The sequence below is a fragment of the Streptomyces sp. NPDC058637 genome, from assembly GCF_042717325.1.
Classification (GTDB): Bacteria; Actinomycetota; Actinomycetes; order Streptomycetales; family Streptomycetaceae; genus Streptomyces.
Genome location: NZ_JBHXRD010000067.1, coordinates 2,870 through 4,745, shown reverse-complemented (window position 1 = coordinate 4,745; position 1,876 = coordinate 2,870). Strand labels below are relative to the sequence as shown.

At 55.8% G+C, this 1,876-nt stretch carries 1 rRNA gene (only partly in view); it reads right to left on the bottom strand.

The window, feature by feature from the left end:
• Positions 1 to 22 precede the first annotated feature (22 nt).
• Positions 23 to 1,876, bottom strand: a 23S ribosomal RNA gene (locus tag ACFWVP_RS34730) (it continues 727 nt past the right edge of the window).

Here is a 1,876-nt window from a genome sequence, read left to right as displayed (position 1 = left end):
AACACAGTGGACGCGAGCAACTGAGGACAAGCCCTCGGCCTATTAGTACCAGTCAGCTCCACCCGTTACCGGGCTTCCACATCTGGCCTATCAACCCAGTCGTCTACTGGGAGCCTTAACCACTCAAGGTGGTGGGAATACTCATCTCGAAGCAGGCTTCCCGCTTAGATGCTTTCAGCGGTTATCCTTTCCGAACGTAGCCAACCAGCCATGCCCTTGGCAGGACAACTGGCACACCAGAGGTTCGTCCGTCCCGGTCCTCTCGTACTAGGGACAGCCCTTCTCAATATTCCTACGCGCACAGCGGATAGGGACCGAACTGTCTCACGACGTTCTAAACCCAGCTCGCGTACCGCTTTAATGGGCGAACAGCCCAACCCTTGGGACCGACTCCAGCCCCAGGATGCGACGAGCCGACATCGAGGTGCCAAACCATCCCGTCGATATGGACTCTTGGGGAAGATCAGCCTGTTATCCCCGGGGTACCTTTTATCCGTTGAGCGACAGCGCTTCCACAAGCCACTGCCGGATCACTAGTCCCGACTTTCGTCCCTGCTCGACCCGTCGGTCTCACAGTCAAGCTCCCTTGTGCACTTACACTCAACACCTGATTGCCAACCAGGCTGAGGGAACCTTTGGGCGCCTCCGTTACTCTTTAGGAGGCAACCGCCCCAGTTAAACTACCCATCAGACACTGTCCCTGATCCGGATCACGGACCCAGGTTAGACATCCAGCACGACCAGAGTGGTATTTCAACGACGACTCCACAACCACTGGCGTGGCCGCTTCAAAGTCTCCCACCTATCCTACACAAGCCGAACCGAACACCAATATCAAACTATAGTAAAGGTCCCGGGGTCTTTCCGTCCTGCTGCGCGAAACGAGCATCTTTACTCGTAGTGCAATTTCACCGGGCCTATGGTTGAGACAGTCGAGAAGTCGTTACGCCATTCGTGCAGGTCGGAACTTACCCGACAAGGAATTTCGCTACCTTAGGATGGTTATAGTTACCACCGCCGTTTACTGGCGCTTAAGTTCTCAGCTTCGCACACCCGAAAGTGCACTAACCGGTCCCCTTAACGTTCCAGCACCGGGCAGGCGTCAGTCCGTATACATCGCCTTACGGCTTCGCACGGACCTGTGTTTTTAGTAAACAGTCGCTTCTCGCTGGTCTCTGCGGCCACCCCCAGCTCATGGAGTAAATCCAATCACCAGTGATGGCCCCCCTTCTCCCGAAGTTACGGGGGCATTTTGCCGAGTTCCTTAACCATAGTTCACCCGAACGCCTCGGTATTCTCTACCTGACTACCTGAGTCGGTTTAGGGTACGGGCCGCCATGAAACTCGCTAGAGGCTTTTCTCGACAGCATAGGATCATCCACTTCACCACAATCGGCTCGGCATCAGGTCTCAGCCTTAATGTGTGACGGATTTACCTACCACACGGCCTACACCCTTACCCCGGGAACAACCACCGCCCGGGTTGGACTACCTTCCTGCGTCACCCCATCGCTTACCTAATACAAGTCTGGTTCATCGGCTCCACCACTACCCTCAACTCCGAAGAGATCGGGCCGGCTTCACGGACTTAGCATCGCCTGATTCAGTACTGGGCGTTTCAAAGCGGGTACCGGAATATCAACCGGTTGTCCATCGACTACGCCTGTCGGCCTCGCCTTAGGTCCCGACTTACCCTGGGCAGATCAGCTTGACCCAGGAACCCTTAGTCAATCGGCGCACACGTTTCTCACGTGTGTATCGCTACTCATGCCTGCATTCTCACTCGTGAACCGTCCACAACTCGCTTCCGCGGCTGCTTCACCCGGCACACGACGCTCCCCTACCCATCCATACAGGCGTTGGCCCTATACGTATG